General features: G+C 71.0%; 4 protein-coding genes. All 4 read right to left on the bottom strand.

Annotation, left to right across the window (positions count from 1 at the left end; translation table 11 throughout):
* Positions 1-16: 16 nt before the first annotated feature.
* The 4 genes from HNQ61_RS18850 to HNQ61_RS18835 all read right to left on the bottom strand — a co-directional run bounded on the left by HNQ61_RS18850 (position 17) and on the right by HNQ61_RS18835 (position 26,105).
* Positions 17-16,909: a non-ribosomal peptide synthetase gene (locus tag HNQ61_RS18850; RefSeq protein WP_170032153.1), complete on the bottom strand. Its 16,893-nt coding sequence runs from the start codon at positions 16,907-16,909 to the stop codon at positions 17-19.
* A 164-nt stretch (positions 16,910-17,073) separates the two neighbouring features.
* On the bottom strand, positions 17,074-20,427 hold the full coding sequence (locus HNQ61_RS18845; RefSeq protein ID WP_170032155.1) for a non-ribosomal peptide synthetase: 3,354 nt from the start codon (positions 20,425-20,427) through the stop codon (positions 17,074-17,076).
* A gap of 22 nt (positions 20,428-20,449) precedes the next feature.
* Complete coding sequence (locus tag HNQ61_RS18840) at positions 20,450-21,532, bottom strand: HAD-IIIC family phosphatase (protein WP_205761199.1); 1,083 nt, start codon at positions 21,530-21,532, stop codon at positions 20,450-20,452.
* Positions 21,533-21,686: 154 nt separating this feature from the next.
* On the bottom strand, positions 21,687-26,105 hold the full coding sequence (locus HNQ61_RS18835) for a type I polyketide synthase (RefSeq protein ID WP_221305274.1): 4,419 nt from the start codon (positions 26,103-26,105) through the stop codon (positions 21,687-21,689).
* Positions 26,106-26,236: the final 131 nt, after the last annotated feature.

Here is a 26,236-nt window from a genome sequence, read left to right as displayed (position 1 = left end):
TGAGGATTCGGAAAAATCAGCCGTCGCGCAGCGCCTCGCGAAGAGCGTCCGCGAGTACCCGCACATTCGGCTCGTACACCATGCGGGCGTGCGCTCCCGGGATCGTCCACGTCCGCAGACTTCCCGCCACGAACGGCTTCCAGCGCTCCGCCAGCGGGGGAAGGTGAGCATCCTTTGGATTCGCCTCTTCCGCCACGAACAGCGCCACCGGCCCATCGTACGGATCCGCCAGCCGGTACGCGTCGGTAGCCTCGGCCGTCGCCTCGTACACGTCAAAGACGCGCGACAGCCGCTCCAACTGCGCGTCCAGCACCTGCGCACCGTTTCGCGCCACCCACGCCGACAGCGCCTTCATCCATCCGGCCGGTCCCGCGGCGCGCAGTTCCGATTCCAGTTCCGCCAGCCGCGCCTCGTCGTTGGTCACCGAGTTGCGCGCAAAGCTCACGTACTGCTCCACGCGGTCCGGCGCCACCGCCTCGCGCAGCCCGTCCGGCGGAATCGTGTCGAACAGCGCCAGCAGCGAGACCTCCTCGCCGCGCGCGCGGAGCCGGCGGGCCACTTCCAGCGCCACCAGCCCGCCCGCCGACCACCCGCCCAGACGATACGGACCCGCCGGCTGCGCGAGCCGGATCTCGTCCACGTAGCGCTCCGCCATCGCCTGCACCGAACGCAGCGGCTCATCCTCCGTGGCGACTCCCGGCGCCTGCAGCGCATGGAACGGCTGGTCCGACCCCAGCAGCCGCGCCAGGTCCGTGTACGGCGTCACCGTTCCGCCTGCGGGAGGCATGCAGAAGAAGGGCGGCAGCGTCCCGCCGGAAAGCGTCACCCGCAGACGCCCCTCGTCCTCCGCCTCCGCACCGTCCCGTACCGCCGCCGTAAAGACCGACAGTGTCGGGTTCTGAAAGAGCGTGGCCAGCGGCAGGTCGCGCCCGAACCGCTCCCCCACGCGCGCCAGCAGCCGCACCGCCAGCAGCGAATGCCCGCCCAGCCGGAAGAAGTCGTCCCGCGCACCCACACATTTCACGCCCAGCGTGTCCGCCCACAGCGCGGCCATTTCCACCTCCGCCGCGCCGGTGGGCAGGAGGTATCCCGCCGCTCCGCCGCTCCCCGGATCGGGAAGCGCGCGGTAGTCCACCTTGCCGTTTCGCGTCACCGGCAGCGCATCCACCGGTACGATCACCTGCGGGACCATGTACACCGGCAGCCGCGACGCGCACAGGTCACGCAGCTCCGCCTCATCCACCTCTCCCGCCACGTATGCGATCAGCCGGTTCTCCCCGGCCGCATCAGGACGCGCCGCGACCGCCACGTCGCGTACGCCCGGATGCGTGCGCAGCACCGACTCCACCTCTCCCGGCTCCACGCGGAATCCGCGCACCTTCACCTGCATGTCGGCCCGACCCAGGAACTCCAGTTCCCCGCCGTTCCACCGCGCCAGGTCGCCGCTGCGGTACATGCGAGAGCCCGGCTCGCCGAACGGGTCGGGGACAAAGCGCTCCGCCGTGAGCGCGGGACGGCCCAGGTAGCCGCGCGCCCCCACCGGCCCGCCGATGTACAACTCGCCCGGCACCCCTTCCGCAAGCAGCCGCAGACGGGCATCCAGCACCCGAAGCGTCCGCCCGGCCGGCGGCGTACCCACGGGCGTCCGCGCCGGGAGCGCCTCCGCCCCGAACCCTTCCGGAACGGTGTACAGCGCAGCCGTCACCACCGTCTCCGTCGGCCCGTAACCGTTTACCAGCACGCCGGTTCCGGGCGCCTGCACCCACCGCCGCGCCCGCTCCGTCACCATCGACTCTCCGCCGATGCACGCGAGCCGCACGTGGCGGCGAACCAGGGCCAGCGCGGCGGAATCGTCCACCAGCTGGTTCCAGTACGCGGTCGGCAGGTCGAGATAGGTAATCCCCTCTTCCGCCACGCGCGCGGCAAACTCCGCCGGCGTCCACAGCTTGGAGCCGCGCATGACCAGCCGCCCCCCGGACAGGAGCGCGATCAGGATCTGCTCCACCGACGGATCAAAGGTCAGCGATGAGAACCCCAGCACGCCGTCCTCCGCCGTAATCCCGAAGCGCGCGCTCACCGCGTCCACGTTGGCGAGCGCAGCCGCGTGCGACACCACGACCGCCTTGGGCGCGCCGGTGGAGCCGGAGGTGTACAGCACGTACGCGGCGCTGTCCGGATCGGGAAGGTCCAGCATCCCCGTCCCGCCATCCTCCGCATCCTCTTCAATGACGAGGACGGGGAGGTCCGTGGGCGGAAGCCGGTCGCGCAGGTGCGCCTGCACCGCGACCACCGTCGCGCCCGAATCGGCCAGCGTGTACGCGATCCGTTCCGCGGGATGCGCGGCGTCCACCGGCAGATAGGCGCCACCGGACGCCATCGCCCCCATCATCCCCACCACCGCCGCCGCCGAGTGCTCCGCCACCACGGCGACCGGGCGGTCCGGCCGCGCACCCGCGGCACGCAGCCGGGCCGCCATCCGCTCCACCCGCGCGGCGAGGTCGGCGTAGGTGAACGACACGCCTTCCGCCACCAGGGCGACCGCGTCCGGCCTTCGTGCGGCCTGCGCGGCGAAGCGGCCCACGACGGTTTCCGCCCCGAGCGCTCCGCCACCGTCGCCCAGCGCCAGCAGGCGCTCGGCTTCCTCCGCGGTCGCCAGCGAGAGGCCAGACACCGGGGAATCAGGATCCGCCAGCGCCGCGTCCAGCAGCACGGCGAAGTGCTCCGCCATCCGCCGCACGGTTTCCGCCCGGAACAGGTCCGTCGCGAACTCCATCACCCCCGACAGGCGGCCGCCCTGCTCCGCCAGTGTAAGGGAAAGATCCACCAGCGACGTGTCGCGCGAACGCGGCAGCGGCACCCACGCCAGCTCTCCCGGCGCCGCCTCTCCCGTCCGCGCCGGCGGGGTGTTCACCAGCGTGAACATCGCCTGGAACAAGGGGTTGTGGCTCAGCGTCCGCTCCGGCTGCGCCGCTTCGACCACGCGCTCGAACGGCACGTCCTGGTGCCCGTACGCGCCCAGTGTGGCCTCGCGCACGCGGGCCAGCAGCGTCGTGAACGGAGGGTCGCCGGACAGGTCGCCGCGCAGGGCGAGGGTGTTGGCGAAGAAGCCGATCAACCCTTCCACTTCCGGACGGGTCCGGTTCGCGATCGGCGTTCCCACGACCATATCGTCCTGCCCCGACCAGCGCGCCAGCAGCACCTGGAACGCCGCGAGCAGCACCATGAACGGCGTGGTCCCCGTGCGCCCGGCGAGTTCCCCGACGCGCGCGCCCGCGTCTCCCGCGATCTGAAAGGAAACGGACGACCCTTCGCCGCTGGGGGTGGCCGGCCGGGGATAGTCCGTGGGCAGCTCCAGCAGCCCGGGCGCGCCGCGCAGCCGGTCCGCCCACCACGCCACCTGACGGTCCATCACCTCTCCCGCCAGTACACGACGCTGTTCCGCCGCGTGCTCCCCGTACGACAGGGAAAGCGGCGGCAGCGGCGACCCGTCTCCGGCGGCAAAGGCGCGGTACAGCGTGGCGAGTTCACCGCGAAAGATGCCGATGGACCAGCCGTCGCTCACCACGTGGTGCATGGTCCACAGCAGCAGGTGATCGTCCTCCGCCGCGCGGACAAGGCGGACGCGGAAGTAGGGACCCTCCGCCGGGAAAGGCCGCAGCGCCTCCTCTTCCGCCATCCGCCGGAACACATCCTCCACCCGCTCGCCGTCGCGCGGACTCACCTCTTCCGCCCGCAGGCGCACGGGGCGCGGCGGCTGCACCACCTGCACCGGCTCGTCCCCGCGCCGCTCGATGCGTGTACGCAGCGGCTCGTGGCGGCGCACGACCTCGTCCAGCGCCCGCTCCAGCGCCCACTCGTCCAGCGGCCCCACCAGGCGCAGCACGCCCGGCATGTTGTACGGCACCGTGCTCCCCAGCTGCGACAGCACCCAGAGCCGCTGCTGCGGAAAGGTGAGCGGATACACGCCGGGCGGATACACGGCCGCCGGCTCCTCATCCTTCGCCGCCACCGCGGGTGCGGCGGAGGCGGGACGGGCGGCATCCACCGCGGCCGCCATTGCCGCCACCGTGGGCGCAGCGAAGAAGGCGCGAATGGGCACCTCCACGCCAAGCCGCGAGCGGATTCGCGACAGCACCTGCGTGGCGCGAAGCGAATGCCCGCCCAGCGTAAAGAAGTCCGCGTCCGAGGCGATCCGCCCCGCCTCTCGCCCCAGCACCTCCGCCCAGATCTCCGCGACCGCCGTCTCCGTCGCCGAGCGCGTCACCTCGGGCACGGGCGTGGCCGTGATGGCCGGTTCCGGAAGGGCCGTGCGATCGACCTTGCCGTTCGGCGTCACCGGAAGAGCATCCAGCCGCACCACATCCGCCGGGATCATGAACTCCGGAACACGCGAGCGCAGGTGCTCGCGAACCCCATTCTCATCCGCGGACCCCACCACATACGCCACCAGCCGGCGCTCGTCTCCGCCTCCGCGCGCGACGACGACCGTATCGCGGATGGCGGGATGCGTGCGGATCGCCGCCTCCACTTCCCCCGGCTCCACGCGAAAGCCGCGCACCTTTACCTGCCGGTCCGCGCGCCCCGCGATCTCCACGGTACCGTCTGCACGGTAGCGGCCCAGGTCGCCCGTACGGTACAGGACATCGTGCGGATCATTCGTCCATGGATTGGGGACGAACCGTTCCGCGGTCAGCACCGGCTCGTCGCGATAGCCGAGCGCCACGTGCGGGCTGCGCATCCAGATCTCGCCCAGTTCGCCGATCCCCGCCGGCGCGCCGGACGCGGTGCGAAGCAGAAGCTGCACGTCCGGAATGCCGCGACCCACCGGAATGATCTCCGCGCCGAGCGATTCCAGATCGCGCGGAACGGGGAAATACCCCACCGCGCGCTGCGTTTCCGTCGATCCGTAGTAGTTGACGACCTGCACCGCGGGAGCGAGCCGGTGCAGTCGCGCCACCTCCGCCCGCGTGAGCACGTCGCCGACAAAGAAGGCCAGGCGCAGCGAAGGAATCCGCGCCGCCGAGTCCTGCACCTCCGTCAGTTGCTGACCCATCGCTGGCGTCAGATGAGCGACGGTGATCCCCGTTTCCGTCATCCACGTGGCGAGATAGCCCGGCTCGCCGGTGCGTTCCGCATCGGGAGCCACGATCGCGGCACCCAGCTGCAGCGGGGTGAAGACGTCGCGGTGCAGCGGGTCGTGCGCCAGCCCGGAAAGCAGGCTGAAGCGGTCCGCCGCGCCAAGGCCGAACGCCTCCTCCAGCCATGGCGTAAAGTGCGTGAGCGAGCCGTGGCGGCCCATGACTGCCCGGGGTGTCCCCGTCGTCCCCGAAGTGAACGACAGGTAGGCGAGCGAATCCGGCCCGATCTCCACCTCTGGCGCCACGGCTGCAACGGATTCGAGGCCGTCCACCTCGTCGGCCGACACTCCCGTCCGGACACCGAGCATGATATGGGAACGTGTTGTCGCGGAAAGCCGCTCCTCCACGACCGGGGGAACCGGGCCCGCCGCCGCCATGCGCAGCAGCGCCGTCGGCCGCGCGAGCCGAACGTATTCCGCCAGCCGCGTCGCGGGATACGCCGGGTCCAGCACGACAAAGGCGGCGCCCGCGCGCAGCGTTCCCATCAGCGCGCGCACCAGAGCGGCGGAGCGGTGCGCCCAGATGGCGACCACGTCGCCCGGGCGCACTCCATCAGACACCAGCCGCGCGGCGATGCGGCGGGTGGCTGAATCCAGTTCGCCGTACATCCAGCGCTCGCCCGGATCCTCCACCGCCACCTGGTACGGTGCACGTGACGCCTGTGCCGCAAAAAGGGCGGGTACGCTCCCCCGCCACTCGTCGGAAAGCGGTTCCGCGGGATCCGGCAGCGCATCCTCGTCCGACCGGAGCAGGAACCCGTCGAGCGGGCGAGCGGGGTCCTTTACCGCCTGCCGCAGCACTCCACCAACCTGCGCGAGCAGCGCTTCCATCCGGGGCGCGTCGAACAGGTCCGCATTGTAGACCAGGTGCATCGCCAGCCCGTCCGGCCGCTCCGCCGCGTACAGCGTGAGATCGAACTTGCTGGCGAGCTGCGCCCCGGCACCCAGTCCGGTCACCGCCGTATCTCCCGGCTGCCCCGCCGCTTCCGCGTCACCCCCACCAAAATTCAGCAGGTTGAGCATGACCTGGAAGACGGGGGTGTGGCTCAGGCTGCGCTCCGGCCGGATCTCCTCAAGCACGCGTTCGAACGGCACATCCTGGTGCGCGTACGCGCCCAGCGTGGCCTCCCGAACCCGGCCCAGCAGTTCACGGAACGACGGATTTCCCGACAGGTCCGTGCGCAGCGCGAGCGAGTTGAGGAACAGGCCGATCAGCCCCTCCAGTTCCGCGCGCGTGCGTCCCGCCAGCGGCGTCCCCACGACCACGTCTTCCTGCCCCGAGAGGCGGGAAAGGACAAGGGAGAACGACGCCAGCAGCACCATGAACGAGGTGGCGCCTTCCCGGCGCGCCAGGTCGCGCACCGAATCCGCCAACGCTGGTTCCAGCGTGGCCACGGCGGAGGCGCCGCGATGCGTCTGCACGGCGGCGCGGGGGCGATCCGCCGGAAGCTCCAGCCGCGGCGGCGCCCCGGCCAGCGTTTCCCGCCACCAGGCGAGCTGCTGATCCAGCACCGGGCCGCGCATCCACTCCCGCTGCCAGAGCGCGTAGTCCGCGTACTGCACGGGAAGCGGCGCCAGCGGCGAAGGCCGCCCCTGGCGGAAAGCGTCATGCAGGGCAGCGATTTCCGTGATCAGCACCCGGTTGGACCAGCCGTCGCTGACCGCGTGGTGCACGTTCAGCATCAGGACATGATCATCCGCGCCCAGCCGCACCAGCGAGGCGCGGAAGAGCGGCCCGCGCTCCATGTCGAACGGAGAGTTCGCGTTTTCCGCCGCAAGCGCGCTCAGCGCCTCCGAACGGCCCGGCTCCGCCCGCCCGGACAGGTCGTGAAACGGAAGGTCGACGGGGCCGGCCGGAAGAATCCGCTGGACCGGAAGACCATCCACCTCGGGGATGGCGGTGCGCAGCGTCTCGTGCCGGCGCACCATTTCCGTCACCGCCGCGCGCATGGCCTCCGCATCGACGGCACCGCGCAGGCGATGCACGGAGGGCATCAGGTAGACGGAGCCCCCCGGCTCCATGCGGTCGACAAACCACATCCGCTCCTGCGCAAAGGAGGCGGGAGCGGTATCGCCGCGGGGAACGGGGCGGATGGGGGGGATCGCGAGCGCGGGCTCCGCGTCCCGGACCCGGTCGATCTCCGCCGCGAGCGCGGCCAGCGTGGCATGCTCGAAGACGGCGCGAAGGGGGAGTTCCACCCCGAACGCATCGCGGACCCGCGCCGACACGCGCGTGGCGAGAAGGGAGTGCCCGCCGAGCGAAAAGAAGTGGTCCTCACGCCGCGGGTCCGGCCGCCGCAGCAGCGTGGACCAGATCTCCGCGAGCGTGCGCTCGGTGTCCGTTGCCGGCTCGCTACCCGCGCTCGGCGCCGCCGCGTCCGGCGCCGGAAGCGCGCGCCGGTCCACCTTGCCGTTCGGCGTGAGCGGGATGGCGTCCACCCACACGAACCAGGAGGGGATCAGCCATTCCGGGAGAAGTGCGCGGAGGTGTCCGCGAAGCGCTCCGGCGTCCGGCCGTTCCCCATCCGCCACCAGCCACGCGGCAAGTGCCCGGTCCGTCCCCGTCCCGTGCGCCCCGACGACCGCATCGCGCACGGCGGGAAGGGTGCGGAGGGCGGCGACGATCTCCGCCGGCTCCACGCGGAATCCGCGCACCTTTACCTGCGCGTCCGCGCGGCCGGCGATCTCCACCATCCCGTCCGGACGGTGGCGGCCGAGGTCTCCCGTGCGGTACATCCGGTCCGCCGGATCGCCGGTCCACGGGTTGACCACGAAGCGCTCCGCGGTCAGTTCTGCGTCGTTGCGGTATCCCGCCGAAAGGTACGGCGTGCGAATGACAACCTCACCCACCTCGCCCACGCCGGCCGGTTTCCCGTCCGGGGTGAGAACGAGCAGCTGCACGCCATCGATCCCCTGCCCAACCGGCTGAATACCCGGAATGGGGGCCGCGGGAACGCGGAACAGGCCCATGGCCTGCGGCGTTTCGGTGGCCCCGTAGAGATTCACCACCTCCACTCCGGGCGCCATCGCGCGAACGGCCTGCACGTCCGTGGCGGAAAGCAGGTCACCGCCAAAACACGCCAGTCGCAGCGCAGGGAGTTCGTCCGCCCCCGCGCCCCCGGCCAGAAGCTGCGCCATCGCGGGCGTAAGGTGCGCAACCGTGACGGCAGAGGAACGCATCCACCCCGCCAGCCACCCCGGCTCGCCGATGCGCGCCGGGTCGGGGATCATCAGCGATCCGCCACAGGTGAGCGGCGCGAACAGGTCGCGGAGCAGCGGGTCGTGCGCCAAGCCGGCAAGCAGGGCGAAGCGGTCGCCCGCACCGGTGGCGAACTCCCGCCCGTACCAGCCGAAGAAGTGGGAAAGCGGCCGGTGCGTTCCCGCGACGGCCTTTGGCGCACCCGTCGTCCCGGAGGTAAACGCGAGGTACGCGAGATCGTCCGGCCCGGCAGAAAGTCCCGGCGCCGTGGCCGGCGCATCGGAATCCATCAATCCCGCAGCGCCCAAGACGATATGGGAACGCACGGTTTCCGACAGCGCCGCCGCGAGTTCGTCCGGCACGTCACCCGCCGCGGCGATACGCACGAACGCGGCGGGAAGTGCGATACGCGACTGCGCGGCGAGACGAGCGGCCGGATACGCCGGATCGAGCACCATGAACGCCGCGCCCGCCTTCCACACGCCCAGGAGCGCGCGGACCAGCCCCGCGGACCGGTGCCCCAGAACCGCGACCACGTCGCCGGGGCGCACGCCGTCCGCGATCAGCCGGTTGGCGACACGGTTGGCGTCCGCATCCACCTCGCCGTACGTCCACCGCCGCTCCGCGTCCACCAGCGCCACCCGGTCCGGCGCGGCGGCCGCCCGCGCGGCGAACCGCTCGTGCACCGCGCCCGTCCACTCCTCCACCGGGAGCGAAAGTGTCGGGTCAGGAAGGGCGGGCCGCCCATCTTCCGTCACCAGCGAGAACGCATTGATCGGCAGGGCCGGATCGTTTGCCGCCTGCCGAAGCACGCTCCCAATCTGCGCGAGGACGCCCTTCATCCGCCCCGCATCAAACAGATCCGGGTTGTAGACCAGGTGCAGCGACAGCCCGTCCGGCGTTTCTCCCGCGTACAGCGTAAGGTCGAACTTGCTGGCGGGCGCGCCACCCGTCCCAATCGGCCGCACCTGCAGCCCAGGGAGGGAAACGTCGCCCTCCGCGAAATTGGACAGGTTGAGCATCACCTGAAATACCGGCGAATGCGCCAGGCTTCGTTCCGGGCGCAGCTCTTCCAGCACGCGCTCGAAAGGCACGTCCTGGTGCGCGTACGCCTCCAGCGTTGCTTCGCGAACACGCCGCAGCAGTTCGCCGAACGAGGGATTTCCCGACAGGTCCGTGCGGAGCGCGAGCGAGTTGAGGAACAGGCCGATCAGCCCCTCCGTCTCGCCGCGTGTGCGCCCGGCGATGGGCGTCCCCACGACGACATCGTCCTGTCCGGCCAGTCGCCCCAGGACCAGATCCAGCGCGGCGAGCAGGACCATGAAGAGCGTGGCGCCCTCACGCCGGCCGAGGGCCAGCACGGAATCCGCCACCTCACGGTCAAGCCGCACGCTTTCCGCGGCGCCCGTGTGCGTCTGCACCAGCGGGCGTGGACGGTCGGTGGGAAGCGCGAGCAGCGGTGGCGCGCCACCCAGCCGATTCCGCCAGAAACCGAGCTGCGATTCCAGCACCGGCCCGCTGAGCCACTCGCGCTGCCAGTGCGCGAAGTCCGCGTACTGGATGCGCAGCGGCGTGAGCGGCGATGGCGCATTCCGGGAGTACGCGTCATAGAGCGAGGACAGCTCGTTCCACAGCACGCCCATGGACCACCCGTCGCTGATGACGTGATGCAGCGTCAGCAGGAGCAGGTGCTCGTCTTCAGCCAACCGTACCAGCGATGCCCGGAATAGGGGGCCCTGCTCCAGATCGAACGGAGCGGCGGACTCGGCGCGGGCGCGGCGCAGCGCCTCGGGCCCGCGCTCAGCCTCGGGCAATCCGGTCAGGTCCTCCGTCGGGAAAGGAACGGGGGTAGCAGCCTCTACGCGCTGCACCGGGACGCCGTCCACGCGCGGAAAACGTGTGCGCAGCGGCTCGTGCCGGCGCACCACGTCGTCCAGCGCGCGGCCGAGCGCGTCGCGGTCCAGCGCTCCGTGCAGCAGGTACTGAAACGGCATGTGGTAGACGGGGCTCCCCGGCTCCAGCCGGTCCACGAACCACATCCGCTCCTGCGCAAACGACAGCGGCAGATCTCCCTCGCGCGGGACGGGAACGATGGGCGGCGCCTCTGATCCCGCCACGGCGCGCGCCATCCGGTCGATCTCCGCGGCCTGCGCGGCAAGGTTGGCGTGCTCGAACACGGCGCGAACCGGCAGTTCCACGCCAAATGCCTCGCGCACCCGCGACACCACGCGCGTGGCGAGAAGCGAGTGCCCGCCCAGCTCAAAGAAGCCATCCTCCGGACCGACCCGCGCCACATCCAGCAGGTCCGACCAGATCGCCGCGAGCAGTTCCTCCGTGGGGGTGCGCGCCTCTGCGGAACCCGGCCGGCCGGACAGATCCGGCTCCGGAAGCGCGCGCCGGTCCACCTTGCCGTTTCGCGTCAGCGGAAGCGCATCCATCCGCACGAACGCACCGGGGATCATGTACTCCGGCAGGCGGCCGCGAAGATGGATGCGAAGCTCCGCGTCCGTCATCGGGGATGCCATCACCATCCACGCCACCAGCCGCTCTGCGTCGCCGCTGCCGCGGGGGAGGACGACGACCTCGCGAACGTACGGATGCGCCAGCAGCACCGACTCGATTTCGCCCAGTTCGATGCGGAATCCGCGCACCTTCACCTGGTCGTCCGCGCGGCCGAAGAACTCCAGCCCGCCATCCACAAGCCGCCGCGCCAGGTCTCCCGAGCGGTACAGCCGGCCGCCCGCTCCGGGAACGAAGCGCTCCGAAGTCAGCGCTGGCCGATTCAGGTAGCCACGCGCCACACCCGCCCCGCCCACGTACATCTCTCCCACGACGCCGACCGGGACCGGAGCGCCGCGCCTATCCAGCAGGTGAACGGAAAGATCCGGGATGGGGATGCCGATGGGACTGGCCGCGCCGCCGTGCACGTCGGCCTCGCCGATCACCCGCCACGTGACGTGAACCGTGGTTTCAGTGATCCCGTACATGTTCACCAGCCGGGGCCGATCCACCCCGCGGCGCTCCACCCACCCGCGCAGACTGGCGGGATCCAGCGCCTCGCCGCCAAAGATCACTTCGCGAAGCGCCAGCGTGCGCGCATTCCCCGCCGCCGACGCGAGCTCGTCCGCGCGCATGAGCTGGCGGAATGCGGACGGGGTCTGGTTGAGCACCGTGACCTCCTCGGCCTCCAGGAGCGCGTAGAAGGCGTCGGGCTCGCGGCTGACCAGAAAGGGGACGACCACGAGCCGTCCGCCGTACAGCAGCGCGCCCCACAGCTCCCAGACGGAGAAGTCGAACGCGTACGAGTGGAACAGCGTCCACACGTCCTCCGGCCCAAAGCCGAACCACTCGTCCGTGGCGGAAAACAGCCGCACCACGTTCGCGTGCGTCACCTGCACGCCCTTGGGGCGGCCGGTAGAGCCGGAGGTGTAGATGACGTACGCGAGCGATTCGGGATCGGCGGTCTCCACCGGTGCCGTGGACGGCTCCGCGTCGATCGCCGCCGCGTCCGCGTCCATCCGCACGAGCGTGGCGGATTCAGGGAGCCGCTCGGTCAGCGCGTCCGTCGTCACGACCAGGCGCACACCGGAATCCTCCAGCATGTACGCCAGCCGGTCTTCCGGATACGCCGGATCCAGCGGGAGGTACGCGGCGCCCGCCTTGAGAATGGCGAGAATGCCTGCCACGGTCTCCACTGAGCGCTCTACGCACAGGCCGACCAGCGTGTCCGGCCCGGCGCCGAGCGCGCGGATGTGGTGCGCCAGCCGGTTGGCCCGCGCATCCAGCGCACCGTAAGTGACAGCTTCATCCCCGAACGTGACGGCGATGGCGCCTGGAGATCGCGCCGCCTGCGCCGCGAACGCACCGTGCAGCGTCTCCGTGACCGGAAAGGAGGAGATCGCGGCCCCCATCGCCGCGGTCGCCAGGCGCTCCTCGTCCGACATCAGCGGCAGGTCGGTTACAGCCATGTCGGCATTTGATGCGGCCGCGACGAGCAGGTTGGCAAAATGCCCCGCCATCCGCTCCACCGTTCCGCCGTCGAACAGGTCCGTGGCGTATTCGATGGCACCCCGCAACCCGCCATCGCCGGTCTCCACGAGCCCGAGCGTGAGGTCCACCTTGGCGACGGTGCCGCCCCCCGGGGCACCGGCCATGGCGATTCCCGGAAAGCCCTCGCCGGCGCCGTCCGGCGTGTTCTGCAGCACCATCATCACCTGGTAGATGGGCGCATGGCTCAGGCTGCGCCCGGGCTGCAGTTCCTCCACCAGCCGCTCGAACGGAAGGTCCTGGTGCGCGTACGCTCCCAGCGTGGCTTCGCGCACGCGGGCAAGGTGCGCGCGGAACGACGGGGCGCCGGACAGGTCGCCCCGGATGGCCAGCGTGTTGACGAAGAAGCCGATCAGCCCTTCCACTTCACGCCGCGTACGGCCCGCGACCGGCGTTCCGACGACCACGTCTTCCTGCCCGGACCAGCGCGACAGCAGAACCTGCCACGCGGCCAGGAGCGCCATGAAAAGGGTAGCCCCTTCCCTTCGCGCCAGCGCGCGAACGGGCTCGACCACTTCAGACGGAATGTGGAAGGGGAGCGCCGCGCCGCGATGGCTCTGGACGGGAGGACGGGAACGATCCGCGGGCAGTTCCAGGCGCGCGGGAGCGCCGGACAGGTGCTCCCGCCACCAGGCGACCTGCCGCTCCAGCACCTCGCCGGAAAGCCATTCGCGCTGCCACGCGGCGAAGTCGGCGTACTGCACGGGAAGTGGCGGAAGGTCAGCGTCTTCACCCTCCACGAAGCCGCGGTACAGCGCAATCACCTCCCGCCAGAACACGCCCATGCTCCACCCGTCGGACACGGCGTGGTGCATCGCCAGCAGCAGCAGGTGGTCGTCCGCCGCGAAGCGGATCAGCCGTGCCCGGAAAAGAGGGCCGTTCTCCAGATCGAACGGGAGCGAGGCCCACGCCGCCGACTGCTCCGCCGCCACCGCATCCCGATCGGATTCCGCCACCGGGGCGGCATCCTCGACCGCCAGCGCGAACCCGTCCGCCGGCTCTACCCGCTGCACCGGCAAACCGTCTACCACCGCGAACCGGGTCCGCAGCACCGCGTGGCGCTCCACCAGAGCCGCCATCGCCCGCGCAAGCGCACCCGGGTCCAGCGCGCCCCGCATGCGCACCGGAAACGGCATGTTGTACACGGGGTTGCCGGGTTCCATCCGGTCGATGAACCAGAGCCGTTCCTGCGCGAACGAGAGCGGAAGATCGTCCGCCGCGGCCGGCGTGAGCGGCCGCGCGGCGATCCCCGATTCCGCGCGGACGGCCTCGTCCACCCGCTCGGCGAACGAGGCCAGCCGCGACGACTCGAACAGCGCGCGCAGCGGCACCTCGGCGCCGAACGCCTGCCGCACGCGCGAAAGCACCTGCGTGGCGACAAGGGAGTGGCCGCCCAGCAGAAAGAAGTCGTCTTCCGTGCCCACGCGGGGCAGGCGCAGCAGCTCGGCCCAGATGGCTGCGAGCACGTCTTCGGTAGGCGTGCGCGGGGCGGCAAAGGCGGCGTCCGCCTCGGGGCCGGCGGTGGGCGCCGGGAGGGCGCGCCGGTCCACCTTACCGTTTGGCGTCAGCGGAAGAACATCCAGCAGCACCCACGCGGAAGGGACCATGTGGCCCGGCAGGCGGCGGGAAAGGGCATCCCGCAGCGCCGCCGGTTCCGGTGCCACGCCGTTGCGCGCGGTGACGTACGCAACCAGCCGCTTCTCGCCCGGGCCGTCCGCCCGCGCCACGACCACCGCGTCGCCCACGTGCGCATGGTCGCGGAGCGCCGCCTCGATCTCCCCCGGCTCGATGCGGAAGCCGCGCACCTTCAGCTGCTGGTCGATCCGACCGAAGAATTCCAGCACTCCCCCTTCGCGCCAGCGCACAAGATCCCCGGTGCGGTACAGGCGGGAGCCGTGCGCGCCGAAGGGGTCGGGGACGAAGCTGGACGCCGTCAGCCCCGGGCGGTTCAGATAGCCCAGCGCCAGTCCGGATCCGCCCGTGTACAGCTCGCCCGGAACTCCCGGCGGGCACGGCTGCATCCGGTCATCCAGCACGTGGACGATGGTGTCCGCAATGGGATGGCCGATGGGGACGGACGCGCGGGCCAGGTCGCCCGGCGCGACATCGTGGCAGGCGGTAAAGGTGGTGTTCTCAGTAGGCCCGTAGCCGTTGGTGATGCGCAGCGACGGAACGGCATCCATCACCCGCCGCAGATGATCCACCGAGAGCACGTCCCCGCCGGCCATGAGGTGGCGCACGCCCGTGAGCGCGGCCGGATCCTCATCCGCCACCAGATGGAAGAGCCCGGCGGTGAGCCACAGGTGCGTCACGCCCTCGCGCCGCACCTCCGCCGCGATCGCCGCCACCTCCGGCGTCCCCGCCGGGGCGAGCGCCAGGCGGCCGCCGTTCAGCAGCGGACCCCAGATCTCCAGCGTCGCCGCATCGAACGACGAAGGCGCGAGCTGAAGAAACACGGTGTCCGGCCCCAGCTCCGCAAACCCGCCGCCGCGCACCAGCCGCACGATTCCACGGTGCGGAACCACCACGCCCTTGGGCCGGCCCGTGGACCCGGAGGTGTAGATGACGTACGCCGCCGCATCCGGTCCGGCGTGTACCTCCGGATCGGTTTCCGCCTGCGTGCGGATCGTGTCCCGCTCCGCGTCCAGATCGACCAGGATGGCGTCCGTGGCGGGAAGCAAGTCCCGCAGTCCGGACGAGGTGACCGTGGCGGAAAGTCCGGCGTCCCCCGCCAGCCAGGCAAGCCGCTCGGCCGGGTACGCGGGATCCAGCGGCACGTAGGCAGCGCCTGCGCGCAGGATGGCGAGAAGGGTGACGACCAGTTCCGGCCCGCGCTCCAGAAACACCCCCACCCGCGCGCCGGGGAGAACCCCGCGCCCGCGCAGGTGATGGGCGAGCCGGTTGGCCGCCGCGTCCAGCTCGCCGTACGTCATTGCCCCGTCCGCCCACGAGAGCGCGGCCGAACGCGGCGACTCCGCCGCGCGCCGGCCGAACAGGACGTGAACCGGAATGTCCGTTTCCGCCGCGGCGGGACCCGTGCTCCACCGGGCGAGTTCGGCGAGTTCTTCGCCGGGTGCCATCCGCAGCCGCTGGACGGGAAGGTCCGGATCGCCGAGCGCCGCCTCGAGCAGTGCCTCGAAGTGGTCCAGCATCCGCTCCGCCGTGGTCTCATCCAGCAGATCGGCGGCGTATTCCAGCCGCACCGTCATGGCCGGGCCCGAGTGCCAGACGGCGAGCGTGAGGTCGAACTTGGCGAACGCGAAATCCTGCCGGACCTTTTCCATCCGCGTATCGGGCTTGGCGGATTCCGCCGTCCCGGTTCCCGCCACCGGCGTGTTCTGCAGGACGAACATGGCCTGCACCAGCGGCGGCGTTCCCCCCGCGCGGTCGGGGTTCAGTTCCTCCACCAGCCGCTCGAAGGGCATCTCCTGGTGCTGGTAGGCGTCCAGGAGCGTCTCGCGCGCGCGGCGCACCAGCTGGCGGAAAGTGGGATTTCCGTTCAGGTCACCGCGAAGCACGAGCGTGTTGGCGAAGAAGCCGATCAGCCGCTCCAGTTCCGCGCCGGTCCGCCCCGCCACCGCCGTCCCCACCAGCAGATCCGTCTGCCGCGTGTAGCGGGAAAGGAGAAGCTGAAAGGCGGCAAGCAGCACCATGAACGGGGTGCTTTCTTCCTCCGCGGCCAGCATCTGCACGGCGTCGGGAACGCCCTCGCGCAGCTCGATATCGACGACGTCGCCGCGTCCGCTCGGGGTGGCGGGACGGGGATGGTCGAGCGGCAGGTCCAGCAGCACCGGCGCACCGTCCAGGCGGGCCTTCCAGTGCCCGGTGAGCGAGTCCAGTCCGGTGCCGGAAAGCCGCTCGCGCTGCCGGCGGGCGTACTCGCCGAAGGTGAGCGGAAGCGGCGGCAGCGGCGAGGGTTCCCCCCGGCCGAACGCGCCGGTCAGGGTGCCGAACTCGCTCCAGAACACGCCCATGCTCCACCCGTCGGTCACCGCGTGGTGCGCGGTGACGAGCAGGGCCCAGTCCTCCCCTCCCATCCGCACCATGGTGGCGCGAAAGAGCGGCCCCTGCTCCAGGTTGAACGGCTCCAGCGCGAACGCCTGGGCCAGACGTTCAAGCTCGGCCTCGCGCCCGTCCTCCGGCCGCCCCGACAGGTCCACGACCGGGAGAACAAAGGGCGCGTGCGGCGCCACCATCTGCACCGGGCTTCCGTCCCGCGTCGCGAACCGGGTGCGCAGCGCCCCGTGGCGGCGAAGAATCTCGTCCACCGCGCGCTCCACCACCGCGTCGTCCACGGCGGAAAAGAAGCGGCGCGCGTTGGGGACGTTGTAGGCCGGGTTGGCGGGCTCCAGCCGGTCCAGCAGCCACATGCGCTGCTGCGTGAACGACACGGGAAACTCGCCGCCCAGCGCGCTGTCGGCGGGGGCTTCGGGCGCGGGCTCGGCGCGGCGCGTCTTGAGGCGGAGGGCGAGCAGCCTGCGCTGCTCCGGAGTCAGTTCGTCCAGCCTGCTGGGGATCTTGCTCATCACATTCTCGGTGCTCTCCCGCGGCGGGGAGAGGAACAGAAACAACGTTCGGCTCCGGACAGGGCGTGCTCACCGTGTCCGGTACCGTACTGAATCCAGAATCCGCCACGGACGGCCTGACCGGCCCGCCCGTGGCGGATTTGATGCAGGCTTGCCCGCGCGCGTCAGTCGCCGGCTTCGGCCAGCAGCGCCTCGATTTCTTCCGGCGACAGGTCCGCCAGCTCGTCCACCATGCGCGCCAGCACGGGCGAGCCGGCGCCCTCCACCGCTTCGGACACACCCGCGATGGTGGGGTGCTCAAAGAAGGTGCGGATGCGGATTTCCACCTCGAAGGTCTGCGCGATGCGCGCCAGCACCTGCGTCGCGAGCAGCGAGTGTCCGCCCAGGGTGAAGAAGTTGTCTTCCACCCCGAAGTCGTCGCGGCGCAGCACCTCGGTCCAGATGTCGGACACCATCTCCTCCACCACGGTGCGTGGCGCGATCCGTTCGGCATCCGACACCGTTTCCGACTGCGGCGCGGGAAGCGAGCGCCGGTCGATCTTGCCGGTGGTGGTCATCGGCATCGCGTCCACCGTCACGTACGTGGCGGGAACCATGTACTCGGGAAGCCGCTCGCGAAGAAAGGCGCGCAGATCGGCGCCTGCCGGTTCGCCCTCCGCCGAGGGAACCACGTACGCCACCAGCCGCGGATCGCCCGGCACGTCCTCGCGGACCAGCGCGGCGGCCTGCGCCACCGAGGAATGCCGCAGCAGCGTCGCCTCGATCTCGCCGAGTTCGATGCGGTAGCCGCGCAGCTTCACCTGCGTGTCCAGGCGCCCCATGAAGATCAGCTGCCCGTCGCTGCTCCAGCGCACGCGGTCGCCCGTGCGGTACATGCGCGGGCCGCCGTCGGGAAAGGGATTGGCGACAAAGCGCTCGGCCGTCAGTTCCGGACGGTTGTGGTACCCGCGCCCCACGCCGGCGCCGCTGATCCACAGCTCGCCGGGCACGCCGATGGGGGTGGGGCGCAGCGCCGCATCCAGCACGCGGGCACGGGCGCCCGCGATCGGACGGCCGATGGGGAGGATTCCTTCTCCGCCATCCTGGGCACGGAAGAAGGTCGCCCACACGGTGCACTCCGTCGGCCCGTAGACGTTGATGACCTCTCCCGCGCGCGCCAGCAGCCCTTCGGCCAGTTCGGTGGTGAGGGCCTCGCCGCCGCAGAGGACGCGCAGGCCGGGGTGCCCGTTCCACCCCGCGTGAATCAGCATCCGCCACGACGCGGGCGTCGCTTGCATGACGGTGACCTTTTCCGCCTCCAGCATCCGCGCCAGTGCGAGCGCGTCGGTCGCCTCCTCGCGCGAGGCCAGAACGAGCCGGGCCCCGGTGATCAGCGGGCCGAACAGCTCCAGCACGGAGATGTCGAACGAGGTGGTGGTGACGGAGAGCAGCACGTCGTTTTCCGCCAGCCCGGGATCACGGACGACGGCGCCCAGGTAGGCGGCCGTGGTGCCGTGCTCGATCTCCACCGCCTTGGGGCGGCCGGTGGACCCGGAGGTGAACAGCAGGTACGCCAGGTCCGACACCGACACCTCCACGTCGGGGCGCGGGAACACCTCTCCCGCCGCGGGGCGGGCGGGAACGGCGAGTTCGTCCGCCGCCGCGCCGGCATCCACGATCACCAGCGCCGCACCCGTGTCCTGCCGCATGAAGGCGATGCGCTCCGCGGGGTAGTCCGGCTCCAGCGGCAGGTACGCGCCACCCGCCTTCCAGATGCCGACAAGCGCGGCCACCATGGCCGCCGTGCGCTCCATCCGCACGCCCACCACGTCGCCCGGCTTCACCCCGCGCTCCACGAGCACGGCCGCGATGCGGTTGGCCCAGTTGTCCAGCTCACGAAAGGTGACACGCTCGGTACCGGCCACCACGGCGGTGGCGTCAGGAGTGCGCTCCGCCTGCGCCTCGCACAGCACGTGGATGGGCGCGATCGGCGCATCCAGCGGTGGCCCGGCGGCCCAGCTTTCCGCCACCGTGCGCTCTTCGGCCTCGCCCATCATCGGCAGGTCGTCGATGCCGGTGTCGGGCGAAAGGGAAGCGGAATCCAGCAGGGTGCGCAGGTGCTCGGACAGCCGCACGATGGTTTCGTGCTCGAACAGATCGGTAGAATACTCCATCTTGGCGCCCAGGCCGCTGAGCGTTTCCACCGTGGCCAGCATCAGGTCGAACTTGGCGACGCCGGTGTCCACCAGGCTCACGTCCTGGTCCGCGTCCACCGGGCGCGTGGCCAGCCCCACGCGGGTCTGCGGCACCGTAAGTTCGCGGTGCGTACGGACAAAGGTGTGGTGAAAGTACAGCGCCTGGAACACGGGGTGGCGGCTCAGGTCCCGCTCGATCCCCAGCAGGTCCACCAGCTTTTCGAACGGCAGGTCCTGGTGCACGTCCGCCTGCAGCACGGCGTCGCGCGTCCGGCGCACCACGTCGCGAAAGGTGGGGTTTCCGCTCAGGTCCATGCGCAGCGCGGCCGTGTTGACGAACACGCCCACGATCTGCTCCACCTCGGCGCGGCTGCGGTTGCCCAGCAGCGTGCCCACCACCACGTCGTCCTGCCCGCTGTAGCGGTGCAGAAGCACGTAGAAGCCGGCCATGATGACCATGTTGAGCGTCACCGCGTCTTCGCGGCACAGGTCGCGGAGCTGGCCCGTAAGGCGCGCGTCGAAGCGGAACCGGTGGAACCGGCCGCGAAAGCTGGACACCGCGGGACGGGGGTGGTCCGTGGGCAGTTCCAGGACGGGGCCGCCGGCCAGCGAGTCGCGCCAGTACGACACCTGCTTTTCCAGCGTTTCGCCCGTCAGGAACTGGCGCTGCCACACCGCGAAGTCCGCGTAGCGCAGGGTGGGATCGGTCAGCGGGGACGGGCGCCCCTCCGCGTAGGCGCCGTACAGGTCCACCACCTCGCGCAGCACCACCGGGTATGACCACCCGTCGATGATGATGTGGTGCAGCGTGATGACCATCGCGTAGTCCTCGTCCGAGACGCGCAGCAGCGTCACGCGGAAGAGGGGGAGCGTGTCCATGCGAAAGGTGCGCGCCGCTTCTTCCGACACGAGCGCGTTGACGTCCGCGGAGAAGTCCTCGCCCACCCGGTGGCGCATTTCGATGATTTCGATGCGCACCTCGAACGGGTCGTGCACGAGCTGCTTCAGCTCGCCGTCGGGCCCCATGTGAAAGGTGGTGCGCAGCGATTCGTGGCGGCGGACCACTTCCGAGTACGCCCGCTCCAGCAGCGCGACGTCCAGGTCGGCCTGCACCAGAACCGAGACGGGGACGTTGTACATGGGGCTGTCGGGGGCGAACTCGTTCAGGAACCACATGCGTTCCTGCGCGAAGCTGGCCGGGTGCTCGGGGCCGGGCCCGGCGGCGCGGGTCACCAGCTCCCGGGGGCGCAGGGCCGGCGCCTCGCCCCGCAGGCGGCGCTGCAGAAGCGCGCGCTTGTCGTCGGAAAGGGAGGCCCGCTTGGCGGTGATGTCGTGCGTGCTCATGGCTGCATCCACTCGGAACAGGTCAGCGCGTGATGTGCACGCGCACGAATTCGGGAAAGGGCTGCACGGCGGCGAGGTCGTGCTCGAATACGATCAGGTCTCCGTCGCGCTCTACCTCGCGAAAGCCGCCGAAGCGGTAGGTGACCTCCATCATCCGGTTGCGGCCGTTGGGCTTGAACTCCGCCCGCAGCCGCGCGCCGGCCGCGCGCGCTTCGTTCATCACGTGGCTCATCATGATCGTTCCCACGCCGCGCGACATCACCCGGCACGACATCAGCAGCAGCTTGAGGGTCCACACCGCGTCCGAGGTCTTTTCCACCAGCGCCAGGCCGATCTTGCCGTAGCCGCCGTAGCGGTCGTCCAGCCCGGCCACGAGCAGCAGGTGTCGCGAAGAGGTACGGAACGCGTTCAGCTCGTCGTAGCCGTAGGTGCGCCCCGTGGTGTTCAGCTGGTTGGTGCGGACGGTCAGCTCCTCCGCTCGCTGCAGGTCGGCTTCGGTGCAGGGGCCCAGGGTGAAGCGCATGTCCAGCGTGCGCAGAAACTCCTCGGACGGGCCGTTGAAGGTTTCTTCGGCGCGGCCGCGGTCGATGTCCGCCTGGTACATGCGGCGGCGGTTTCTGCTATCCTCGGTAATGAACTCGGGGTTCAGCTCCGGCCGCTCCAGCATCCCGTCCAGCTCCGCCGCGTCCAGCGTGCGCACGGCGGGACAGGCAAAGGCCACCTCCTCGCGCTCGAACGGCTGGTCATCCACGAACAGGAACGTGTCCTGGCCGATGTTGAGTGCCGTGGCGATCGCCTCGACGTTCTGCCCCTTGGCGTTCCAGTTGATGTGCGGGTACAGGAAGTAGTCGGCGATGCCGAGCGCCTGAAGCCGCGCCATGGCCCGGTCGTGGTCGTTGCGGCTGGCCACGGACTGCAGGATTCCGCGCTCGTCCAGCGTGCGCAGGATTTCGGCGACCCCGGGCCGGAGCTCGACGGTGTCGTCTTCCAGCAGGATGCCGTTCCAGATGGTGTGGTCCAGGTCCCACACCACGCACTTGACCGTCTTGGGCGGCTTCCGGGTGTCCGAAGCCGGCGCGTCGGCCGGCAGGGTTTCGTTGGTCACGGCTTTCCCTCGGTGATCGGGGTGTCCGCGAGGGACAGGGCCCGGCTGTTCGTCGTCATCGCCATCACGTTCCCGCCATCCCCGCTCCCGGCGGTCCGCCGCTGTCCGCAACGGGACCGCCGGAAGCCGTCATCGCCGGGCGCGCGCGTTCCCGTCAGGCGGTGCCCATGATCTGCGCCGCCTCGTCGTCCGAGATCCCCTCGATTTCGGCGATGATGGCGGCCTCGATCAGCTCCGCGAAGCGCGCGATGGTGGGCGCCTCGAAGATGGACTGCAGCGGCAGTTCGAGCTGGAACATGTCGCGCACGCGCGCCACGATCTGCGTGGCCAGAAGAGAGTGCCCGCCCATTCCGAAGAAGTCATCGTGGATGCCGATGCGGCGGATGCCGAGCAGGCTCTGCCACAGCTCCGCGAGCTGCTCTTCCACCTCGTTGGTGGGGGCGTGGTACTCCGACTCCAGCTCCGGGCGGTCGTAGAGCACGTCCGCGGGAGCGGCGGCCGCGGCGCGTTCGCGCCACCGCGTCTCCAGGTCCGTGGTGGACACCAGCACCTGCGCCTCTCCCGCCAGCGCGAGCGCATGCGTGAGGGCGGAAGTCAGCTCCTCCGCATCAATTCCCGCCTCGTCCGTTTCCGTCGCGGCCCGGTCCATCGCCAGCGCCGTCCACCCGGCACGGGCCGCAAAGGCGTCGATCAGCGTGTGCGCCGCCGTCACGCGGACGTGGCCCACCACGCCGAGCTCGCCGGCCAGGGAGGTGGCGAGAACCACCCATTCCGGACGCCGTTCGCCCAGCGCGGTGCGGAAGGAGTCCAGCGCCGCTTCCACCTCGGCCAGCTGGTCCGCCCACCCGGTCGTGGCCTCGCCGACGCCCGCGATCCCCACGATTGGCGACAGGTCCGGCGCGTAGAGCACGCCGTCCACGCGCCCCAGCCGCGTTTCCGCTTCCGTGACGGCTTTGGAGAGGGCGTCCGCATCCGCCAGATTCGCGCGGATCACCTCCACTCCCTCGCCCGCTTCGCCCGGCTGGCCGTCGGGGAGGATGAAGGCCATGCGCACGCCCGCCGTGGCCGCAATGGCGGAGGCTATGCGCGCGGAGCCCGCGCCCACCAGCAGGTACCCGCCGTTCTCGCGGATGCGCGCCGCGGGAGAGGCGGTCCGGGCCGGATGAAAGGCGCGAACCCAGCGGTGCCGTCCGCGCAGCGCGACCACGTCGCCGATGCCGCCGGAGACGATCTCCGCGGCGACCCGGGGCGCCAGATCCGCCGCGGCCGGCCCGGCGGGCACGTCCACCACGCGGCAGGAAAGGTGAGGGTGCTCGCGCTCGATCCCGCGCGCCACGCCCAGGAGCGCGGCCGCCAGCGGCGCGGGCTCCTCGTCTCCCGTCACCTGCTGCGCACCCTCGGTGAGGATGATCAGTTCGGCCGGCACCCCGGACGAGGCGATGGCGTCCGCAAAGAGCAGAAGGCTGGGGATGGCCATCCGCGGATCGGAAAGCGCCAGCGCGTGCACCACCGCGCGCGGCTGCATCCCGATGGAGGCGAGGGTGTCCGCCATCTGGCGGTAGTCCTCGCGGAACTCCGGGCGAACGGTGTGCAGCCGCTTGCCGGCGCTGTACCCGGTGTCGGGGCGAACGGAAATCACGTTGTAGCCCACGCGGTCCAGCGCCGAGGTCACCCGGTCCGCCAGCCCGCGCCCGCTGGACATCAGCAGGATGTGCTCATGTCCGTGCGCTGGCGCCGGAGGTGCGGGCGTGCGCGTCCAGGTGGGCGTGTGAATCCAGTCCGCGGGATCGTTCGAACGCGCGTTTTCCGCCCCGTGCGGCACCTGCCCGTCCCCCTGCGGAAGCTCCACCCAGTAGCGCTGGCGCTCCCACGGATAGGTGGGAAGCGCCACGCGCCGGCGCCGCTCCGACCCGCGGAAAGCCGCCCAGTCCGCCTCCACCCCGGCCAGCCACAGGCGGCCGAGCGCGTCCAGCAGGAACTGCGGATCCGGACGCCGGTCGTACGCGTAGCGCAACGACGGAATGGTGGCGGCGGGCGCCGGCTCTCCGTCCGCGCGCTGGCGGACAAAGGTGGAGAGCGTCTGCCCCGGTCCCACCTCCACCAGCACGCGTCCGGGTTCGGACAGCAGTTCCGAGATCCCTTCGGCGAAGCGGACGGTGCCCGTCAGGTGGCGGGTCCAGTATGCCGGGTCCGTCGCCTCCGCGTCGGTGATCCACGTCCCGGTCACGTTGCTGAGCATGGGGATGCGGGGCGGCCGCAGCTCCGCGCGCGCGGCGCGCTCCGCCAGGGCACCCGTCGCCGGCGCCATCATCGGCGAGTGAAAGGCGTGCGTGGTGGCCAGGCGGCGCGCCGTGTGGCCCGCCGCCGTGAGCGCCGCCTCCAGCGCGGCGATGGCGGCATCCGGTCCGGCGGCGACGGTCAGCTCCGGCGCGTTCACCGTGGCCACCACGGTGTCGGCGGAGAGGAACGGGCGCAGCGCCGATTCGGAAAGCGACACCGCGAGCATGGATCCGCCCGGCAGGCCGCCGATCAGCCGCGCGCGGTCCGCCACCAGCGCCAGCGCGTCTTCCAGCGTGAGCACCCCGGCGATGCAGGCCGCCGCGTACTCGCCCAGCGAGTGGCCGATGACGGCATCCGGTACGATTCCCCAGCTCATCCACAGCCGGGCCAGCGCGTAGTCGATGACGAACACGGCGGGCTGGGCCAGTTCGGTACGGTTCAGCCGCTCCGCCTCAGGGCTGGCGGCAGAGGTGCGGCCGAGCATTGCCTTCAGGTCGACGCCGAGCGAAGGCGCCGCGTCCGACGGGGCCTCCCCCGCGAACAGGATTTCCCGCAGGTCCAGCCCCAGCAGGGGCCGGAGCAGCTCGGCGCAGCGGTCCACCTCGGCGCGGAACCCGGGCTCGGCCTCGTACAGCCCGCGCGCCATTCCCGGGTACTGGTCGCCCAGTCCGGGAAAGAGGAAGGCGACGGACCGGCTCCCGGATTCCGCCACGCCGCTGGCGACGCGGTCCGGCAGGCGCTCGCGCAGCAGCGCCGCCGCGTTCTCCCCCTCGTGCACCACCAGAGTGCGGCGGTGCGAAAAGGCGCGGCGGCCCTCCCGCAGGGTGAAGGCGACGTCGGCCAGCGGCTGGTCCGGGTTGGCTTCCAGGTGCTCGGCAAGGCGGTCCGTCGCCGCGTCCAGCGCGCGGGGGGAGCGGGCGGACACGGTCAGAAGCTGCCACGGACGCGACGGGCCGGAGAGTTCGCGGGGCGGCGCTTCCTCCATGATCACGTGCGCGTTGGTTCCGCCGATGCCAAAGCTGCTCACCCCGGCGCGGCGTGGGTGCCCGGGCGCCGGCTGCCAGTCGCGCAACTCGTTGCAGACAAAGAACGGAGAGCCCGCGAAGTCGATCCTGGGATTGGGCTTGGTGAAGTGCAGCGTGGCCGGGATCTGGGCGTGCTCCAGCGAGAGCACCGTCTTGATTAGCCCGGTCACCCCGGCGGCCGTGTCCAGGTGACCCACACTGGTCTTTGCCGCCCCAAGCGCGCAGAAGCCGCACTCCTCCGTCGCCGTGCGGTACGCCCGGGTCAGCGCGGCGATCTCGATCGTATCACCCAGCTCCGTCCCCGTGCCGTGCGTTTCCACGTAGGTGATGGACGACGGATCGACGTCCGCGGCGGAAAGCGCCTCGCGGATGGCGGACGACTGTCCTTCCACGCCAGGCGCGGTAAAGGCGACCTTGGCCGAGCCGTCGTTGTTGATGGCGGATCCGCGGATGACGGCGCGCACCGGATCGCCGTCGGCCAGCGCATCGGCCAGCCGTTTCAGGACAACGACGCCCACGCCGCTCCCGCTGAGCGTGCCCGCGGACTGCTCGTCAAAGGCGCGGCAGTGGCCGTCGGGCGAACTGATCCCGCCATGGGAGTACAGATAGCCGCCGTCCTGGGGGATGAGGACAGTGGCGCCGCCGGCCAGGGCCATGTCGCTTTCGCCGCTCAGCAGGCTCTGCGCGGCCAGGTGGATGGCGACCAGCGAGGTGGAGCAGGCGGTCTGCACGGTGAGCGCGGGGCCGCGCAGGTTCAGCTTGTACGCCGTGCGCGTGGCGATGAAGTCCTTGCCACTGGCCAGGTTGGCCTGAAAGTGCCCCACGCTTCCCATGAGCGCGGGGTTGTTGCGAACGTGCTGCTCCACGTACATCGGCGCGCCCGCGCCGGCGTACACGCCCACCCGGCCGCGCACGTGCTCCGGCGCGTACCCGGCGTTCTCCATCGCCTCCCAGGCGCACTCCAGAAACAGGCGGTGGCTGGGCTCCAGGATCTCCGCCTCGCGCGGGCTGTAGCCGAAGAAGCCCGCGTCAAAGTGCTGCACGTCGCGCAGGCGGCCGATGGAGCGCACGTAGTCCGGGTGGGCCAGGTGCGCCTCGGGAACACCGGCCGCGCGCAGTTCGTCGTCGGTGAAGTGGGTGATCCCTTCCACGCCGTCGCGCAGATTGTCCCAGAACTCGTCCACACTGTCCGCGCCGGGAAACCGGCCAGACATGCCGATGACGGCAACGTCGAATTCCCCGTGCGCCTCCCCATCCCTATCCGCCATCAGGGAATCTTCCCCGTCGATCCGTCTCTGCTCGTGCTCGCTCATCGTTTCCGGTCCTGGCTGTGTATGTCCCGCAGTGTCGATCGATGTCGTGTCCGAATGCGTCTGCCGTTCCCAGACTGGCGCGTTCC

Origin of the sequence: Longimicrobium terrae (genome assembly GCF_014202995.1) — a bacterium.
Lineage (GTDB): Bacteria > Gemmatimonadota > Gemmatimonadetes > Longimicrobiales > Longimicrobiaceae > Longimicrobium > Longimicrobium terrae.
The sequence above is the reverse complement of the archived record's forward strand: the minus strand, read 5'-3'. Positions and strand labels throughout refer to the sequence as shown.